The sequence below is a fragment of the Congzhengia sp. genome (genome assembly GCF_037235575.1).
Taxonomy (GTDB): Bacteria; Bacillota; Clostridia; order UBA1381; family UBA9506; genus Congzhengia; species Congzhengia minquanensis.
This window is the reverse complement of record NZ_JAXUNN010000021.1, coordinates 47,986-54,388: the sequence shown is the minus strand read 5'-3', so window position 1 is coordinate 54,388 and position 6,403 is coordinate 47,986. Positions and strand designations below refer to the sequence as shown.

The 6,403-nt window shown below is 45.6% G+C and carries 5 protein-coding genes and 1 pseudogene; 3 read left to right on the top strand and 3 right to left on the bottom strand.

Going from position 1 to position 6,403, the window contains the following annotated elements; all coding sequences use genetic code 11:
* Positions 1–144, top strand: a pseudogene (locus tag WIG73_RS03940) (GNAT family N-acetyltransferase); the annotation flags it as partial.
* Here the strand turns inward: WIG73_RS03940 and WIG73_RS03935 are convergent.
* Positions 141–605 carry a BofC C-terminal domain-containing protein gene (locus WIG73_RS03935; protein WP_177678053.1) on the bottom strand — a complete coding sequence of 155 codons (465 nt, stop codon included), beginning with the start codon at positions 603–605 and terminating at the stop codon, positions 141–143. The pseudogene WIG73_RS03940 and the gene WIG73_RS03935 sit on opposite strands and share 4 nt — an antisense overlap.
* Positions 606–885: 280 nt before the next feature.
* On the opposite strand from WIG73_RS03935, the gene WIG73_RS03930 reads away from it, so the two are divergent.
* Together WIG73_RS03930 and WIG73_RS03925 are read left to right on the top strand one after the other, a co-directional pair.
* On the top strand, positions 886–3,147 hold the full coding sequence (locus tag WIG73_RS03930; protein ID WP_337399376.1) for a PBP1A family penicillin-binding protein: 2,262 nt from the start codon (positions 886–888) through the stop codon (positions 3,145–3,147).
* 57 nt (positions 3,148–3,204) lie between these two features.
* Positions 3,205–4,932 (top strand): phospho-sugar mutase, encoded by a 1,728-nt coding sequence (locus tag WIG73_RS03925; protein ID WP_249312919.1) that lies wholly within the window; start codon positions 3,205–3,207, stop codon positions 4,930–4,932.
* A 35-nt stretch (positions 4,933–4,967) separates the two neighbouring features.
* Here WIG73_RS03925 and ybaK read toward each other — a convergent pair whose 3' ends face one another.
* Positions 4,968–5,450, bottom strand: a complete 483-nt coding sequence (gene ybaK, locus WIG73_RS03920; protein ID WP_337399374.1) for a Cys-tRNA(Pro) deacylase — start codon at positions 5,448–5,450, stop codon at positions 4,968–4,970.
* A 4-nt stretch (positions 5,451–5,454) separates the two neighbouring features.
* Positions 5,455–6,387 (bottom strand): methionyl-tRNA formyltransferase, encoded by a 933-nt coding sequence (gene fmt / locus WIG73_RS03915; RefSeq protein WP_337399373.1) that lies wholly within the window; start codon positions 6,385–6,387, stop codon positions 5,455–5,457.
* Between the last annotated feature and the right edge of the window lie 16 nt (positions 6,388–6,403).

Here is a 6,403-nt window from a genome sequence, read left to right as displayed (position 1 = left end):
CTAAAGGTAAAGCGCGTTATGCTGCACACCGCGTCGAAAGCCACGTCGCTGGTGCGGTTTTATTACAACCGCGGCTTTTATATTGATTCTACAACAAAGGATAAAGGCTATATCCGTGCGCTGTTAATTAAGGATTTGGCCTAAGAAGTGTAGTCCTCAAGCAGGGCGGCAAGCTCCTCCTCCGATTCTAAAATAATGCCTTCCTCCAGCTGGGCCTTGTCCTCAGCCAACAGCGCGTCGGGGGCAATGTCTAAGTCTTTTGAATAAATTTGGTCGCCGCTTTCGGTAATGTTATAAAGTTTTACAACGCCGTTTTCTGATATTACCAGATAGTCGTTGGGGTCGGACGGGACGCGCACATCCTCCTTGGGCAGTGAGGCAGAGGCAAGGTCCTCAGGCAATTTGAGAGGGTCCTCCTCCTGGGGCGCTATGGTTTCGTTTATTTCCGGCTCCCGGCTTTCAACCGGATTCTCCGCAGCATTGCTGTTTCTGACAAAACGGTAGCCCGTTATGGCGCAAAGATACATAGCGGCAAAAATTAAAACCGCTGTAAGCACCAAATTTAAAAAATGTCTTTTTCTTGTGCCTTGTGTTCCTTTCTCCATTCTTTTCATCTCCTATCCATCATCTTTTACTCATAGTATTTGGCTTTTTGCCACCCTTTATTCGCCTAAAATAACCGTTTTTTGGAGCATTTAGTGTTATTTTACACCAAAGTAACGCACACGTAATAGTTTTGTAATATGTTTGGGATACAATAAATTTGGTATAGTTTAAGATTTACTACCAAATTAAGGGGTGAGCTATTTGGCAAAAAATACATACAAAAAAGGGACAAGTCCTGCTCAGGATAAAAATAAAAAAAGAAAGAAAAAGAGCAAGGGATTGAGAATTTTAGCACGGGTTTTAATTGTTATCCTCGTAATTGCGGCCCTTGCGGCTTCTGTGATTGCAGGTGCGGTTGTGGGTTTTATCGACAACAGCATGGACTTAATTGCCGAGGAATATAACTTAGATTTTACATCAATTATTTATTATATTGATGAGGAAACCAACCAGCCGGTGGAGATGGACCGCATTCACCGAAACGAAAACCGCGTTTGGGTAGACATTGAAAATATTCCCGAAAACTTAACCAACGCTTTTATTGCTATTGAAGACGAGCGGTTCCGCGATCACAAAGGTGTTGACTTAAAGCGTACGTTCGGCGCATTTCTACAATGGATAACGGGAAATAAAAATTCCTATGGCGGTTCTACCATTACCCAGCAGCTGATTAAAAATATCACTGGTGAAAATGACGTATCACCTACAAGAAAAATTCAGGAAATTGTTCGGGCAATTAATCTGGAAAAGAAGATGAGCAAGGACCAGATTATTGAAATGTATATGAACACCATTTATTTCGGCGCGGGATGCCACGGCGTTCAAACTGCGGCAAACTATTATTTCAGCAAGGACGTGAAGGATTTAACGCTGGAACAGTGTGCATCGCTGGCAGGCGTGGTAAAGGCGCCAACAACTTATAACCCGGCTACAAACTACGAAAAAAACAAAGAGCGCCAGGAGGTTATTTTAACCAAAATGGCCAAGCTTGGCTATATTTCCCAGCAGGAATGCGACGAGGCAAAGGGCAGAAACTTAAACGTGAAAATTGGCGAGGTTAAAAAGGATAAAGAAGATGTAAAGGTTCAGAGCTATTTTGTTGATGCAATTATCACCGATGTTGTCCGCGACCTGATGGAAAAAGAAAACCTGACTGAAGGCGAGGCGACTAATCGACTCTATACCGGCGGGTTTAAAATTTATTCCACCATGAATCCAGACGTGCAAAAGGCAATTGACAACGTTTATCAAAATACCGCCAATTTTCCGGGCAGCTCGGGCAACAAGCCCCAGTCGGCCATGGTGGTGATGGATCCGTATACGGGCCAGATTAAAGGCATGGCGGGCGGAATCGGCAAAAAGACCGTTAGCCGCGGCTTTAACATGGCAACACAGGCAAAACGGCAGCCGGGTTCGGCAATTAAGCCCTTGGCGGTGTATGCACCAGCGATTGAATATAACATCATCACTCCGGCAACCATTATTAACGACGCAAAAATTAAAATTGGCGACTGGGAGCCTAAAAACTCTGGGGGCGGCTATAAAGGTAGGCTAACAGCGCGCAGACATTTGGAGCTATCTCAAAACATTCCTGCGGTTAAGGTAATGCAGGAACTTACAGTTGACAAATCTTTCGACTTTATGACAAAGAATCTGGGCTTTACCACAATGGTGGCTGGCGAAACCAGAAACGGAAAACTGGTTACGGATAAATCATTGTCTATGTCGCTGGGCGGTTTAACCGACGGCGTAACTGTTAAGGAAATGACGGCCGGCTATGCCACATTTGTAAACGGCGGACAGTATAACAAGCCGGTGACCTATACAAAGGTAATTGATGCAAACGGAAAAATTGTATTGGAAAACAAAGTGGAAAATAAGCGGGCCATGAGTGAGCAGACGGCGTTTATCATGCAGAATATGCTCACTGGCGTAATTAAGAACGGTACAGGAACCAGCGCGTCGTTGGGCGACATTTACGCCGGCGGTAAAACGGGTACTACAAACTCCAACAAGGACCGTTGGTTCATGGGCTTTACGCCCAACTATGTCGCCGGCGTGTGGATGGGCTATGAAATTCCAAAAGCAATGAGCGGCAGCAATGTATGTCCGAAAATTTGGAAAAGTGTGATGCAGCCCATTCACGATGGGAAAACGATTAAAACCATTCCGGAGCCCGATGGTCTTGTGAAGCGTACCATTTGCCAAATCAGCGGACGTGTGGCATCAAAATCCTGCAGCACCACCAGGGTGGACTATTTTAAAGAGGGAACGCAGCCGATGAAATATTGCTCGTCCCATTCGTCTTACGGAAGCTCGTTAGGTGACGATGATGACGACAAAAAGACATCCAGTTCCAAAAAGTCCAGCAAGCCGTCTTCGTCATCTTCTTCAACACCGGAACCAGGCGAGGAATTAAATGAGAACAACCAAAACAATGTTTCGCCCGGCACGAATATTCCCAATGAGGAGGAAACGCCAGACGACAATTCCACCGAGGGCGACGGTAACACCGGCGACACCTGGTATGGAGAAGAATAATTCTGCATATACTAAATCAATAGCGACAGCGAAAAAAAGGTTTGAGGAGACATTTACATGGATTATAAAGAAAAATATGAATATTGGCAGACGAGCGATGTGGTTGACGCTCAGACAAAACAAGAGCTTGAAGCTTTAAAGGCAAATGACGGTGAAATTCAGGAACGCTTTTTCAAAGATTTAGAGTTTGGCACCGGCGGGCTGCGCGGAATTTTGGGCGCCGGTTCCAGCAGAATGAACAAATATACCGTAAGAAAAGCAACTCAAGGATTGGCAAACTACATTTGTGACAACGGAGAAAGCGCAAAGAAGCGCGGCGTGGCAATTTCATATGACAGCCGCCACTTTTCTCCGGAATTTGCAATGGAAAGCGCATGTGTTTTAGCGGCCAGCGGCATTCGCGCCTATGTGTTCGACAGGCTCCATCCAACGCCCGTGTTGTCTTTTGCGGTACGGGAGCTGAACTGTTTTGCGGGCATTATGATTACGGCCTCCCACAATCCAGCCAACTATAACGGTTATAAGGTTTATGGTGAAGACGGCGCACAGCTCAATGTTGCCGACTCCAACAAAGTGATTGGATATATGAACCGCATGGACATCTTTCAGGATGTAAAAGCAATGGACGAAAAAAGCGCGAAAGAAGCCGGTTTGATTACAATGATTGGCGACGAAATCCGGGAAAAGTTTGTAGGCCGCGTGCTCTCCTGCCGCAAAAATCCCGATGTGGAAAATGACACGGCAAAAGAAATAAAAATTGTTTACACGCCGTTCCACGGCACGGGCTTGGTTCCCGTTACCGAGGCGCTGGATAAGGCGGGCTATAAAAACGTGTATGTTGTGGAAGAACAGGCACAGCCAGACCCGGAATTTTCCACCGTGAAATCCCCCAACCCGGAGGAGAAGGAAGGATTTCAATTTGCCATCAAGCTGGCAGAAAAAGTGGGAGCAGACGTTATTTGCGGAACAGACCCGGACGCAGACAGAATCGGTGTTTTGGTGAAAGATGCAAACGGCAGCTATGAAGTGATGACGGGAAATCAGATGGGGCTTTTGCTGACGGAGTATATTCTGTCCTCTGCTGCGGAAAAAAATCAGCTTACCTCTAAGGACTATATAGTAAAAACCATTGTAACAACGGACTTAACCAAAAAAATTGCAGAAAATTATGGCGTTCGCATGTTTGATGTTTATACAGGATTTAAGTTTATTGCAGAAGTGATTAAAAAGCACGACGAAATGAACGATGGGAACTATTATTTTGGCTTTGAGGAAAGCTACGGCTGTCTGCCGGGAACCTATGCCAGGGACAAAGACGCGGTTGCCGCAACTCTTTTGGTGTGTGAACTGGTTGCAGTTTTGAAGCGGAAAGGACAGACCCTTGCCGACGCAATTCAAAATATTTACAAAAAGTATGGCTGCTGTGTGGAGCGGACGGTTTCTGTGGTAATGGAAGGCTTAGACGGCATGCAGAAAATGGCCGCACTGATGGAAAAAGTAGCTGCAGATCCGTTTAAGAAGATTGGCGAAACGGAAATTGTGGCATTTAGAAACTATAACGAGGATTTTCGGTTAGATTTTGCAACAGGCAAAAAAGAGTCCATTGGGTTTGAACCGTCAAATGTTCTTTATTTTGAACTTGCAGGCGGCGGATTTTTCGTTATCCGTCCGTCGGGAACAGAGCCAAAGATTAAGTTTTATTATTCCGTTCCTTGCAAAACAATGGCTGAGGGAAACACGAAAATTGACGCACTGGACAAAGCTGTGAAAGAAAAATTGTTGTAAAGTGAAAAAAGCCTTACCCTTTTGGGTAAGGCTTTTTATTTGCACAAATCGCAAAGCTTTGCTCCGACAAATTCTGTAAGCTCATGGCGGTTTACCAAAAGCTGGCATCCCTTTGTGCCTGCGCTGATGGTAATTTTTTCGAACCCCTCTGCCGACTGGTCAAAAAACGTAGGGAACTGTTTCTTCATTCCAATGGGGGAGCAGCCGCCGCGGATATATCCCGTCAAAGGCAATAGCTCTTTCACAGCCAAAAGTTCCACCCGTTTATTATTTGTGGTCTGGGCTGCCTTTTTTAAATCAATTTCCTTGTGAACAGGAATACAAAATACCACCGGGCCGGTTTTGTCGCCTTTTGCTACCAGCGTTTTAAACACCATGTCATAGGGCAGACCCACAGAGTCGGCTATGTGTACGCCGGAAAGGTCGGCTTCGTCCACCTCATATTCAATTGCTTCAAATGGAATTTTTGCTCTGTCTAACATTCGCATTGCGTTGGTTTTCACCGGTTTTGAGCCCAATTTGTCAGCCTCCTAAAATTATGCCTGTTTCAATTTTGTTGCCCTTAATATATTCCGACACGGGCATTTTCTTTTTGCCTTCAAACTGCACCTCGCAGATGAGCAGTGCACCGCTTTCGCACTTTACCAAAATGCCGTCTTTGGTTACACTTAAAATTTCGCCGTTGGCGCCGCTGCTGTTTTCGTGAATGGGCAATGCACGAATAACCTTAAACCGATGCCCGTTATAAAACGTGCTGGCATATGGATAAGAATTCAGTCCGCGTACAAGGTTATATAGCGATAGAGCGTCTTTGTTAAAATCTAAAACGCCGGTATCTTTTGATATCATTGGCGCATAGCAGGAGAGGGCGTCATTTTGCTTTTTAGGATCAAGGGTGCCGTTTTCTAATTGGCAAATGGTTTCCCGAATGGCGTCTGCACCGGCTTTAGCCAACTTATCATGCAGGGTTTCACCCGTATCGTCAAATGCAATGTCCACAGGCTTCACCACCAGCATATCGCCGGTGTCAATGCCATCGTCCATCTGCATGGTTGTAATGCCAGTTTTCGTTTCCCCGTTGATAATGCTCCACTGAATGGGCGCAGCGCCCCGGTATTTCGGCAGCAGGGAAGCGTGAATATTGATGCTTCCATGCTTTGGAATGTCTAAAATCCGCTGGGGCAGAATTTTTCCATACGCCACCACTACAAAAAGGTCTGCTTTTTCTGCGCTTAAACGTTCAAACGCTTCGTCAGTTTTCATGCTTTTGGGCTGATACACAGAAATATTACGGCTTTCAGCAAACACCTTAACTTCCGGCGGAAGCATTTTTTGGCCGCGGCCCTTCGGCTTGTCAGGCTGGGTAACGACAAGAGAGATTTCGTGTCCGTCTTCACACAAGGCCTTAAGAGGGGCCACCGCAAATTCCGGCGTTCCCATAAACACAATTTTCATTTTTATCCCTCCGTAA

Bases quoted from the DNA above. Each gene is read 5' to 3' on its own strand.
- WIG73_RS03935 (WP_177678053.1), bottom strand. From the start codon at position 605: ATGGAGAAAGGAACACAAGGCACAAGAAAAAGACATTTTTTAAATTTG.
- WIG73_RS03925 (WP_249312919.1), top strand. From the start codon at position 3,205: ATGGATTATAAAGAAAAATATGAATATTGGCAGACGAGCGATGTGGTT.
- fmt (WP_337399373.1), bottom strand. From the start codon at position 6,387: ATGAAAATTGTGTTTATGGGAACGCCGGAATTTGCGGTGGCCCCTCTT.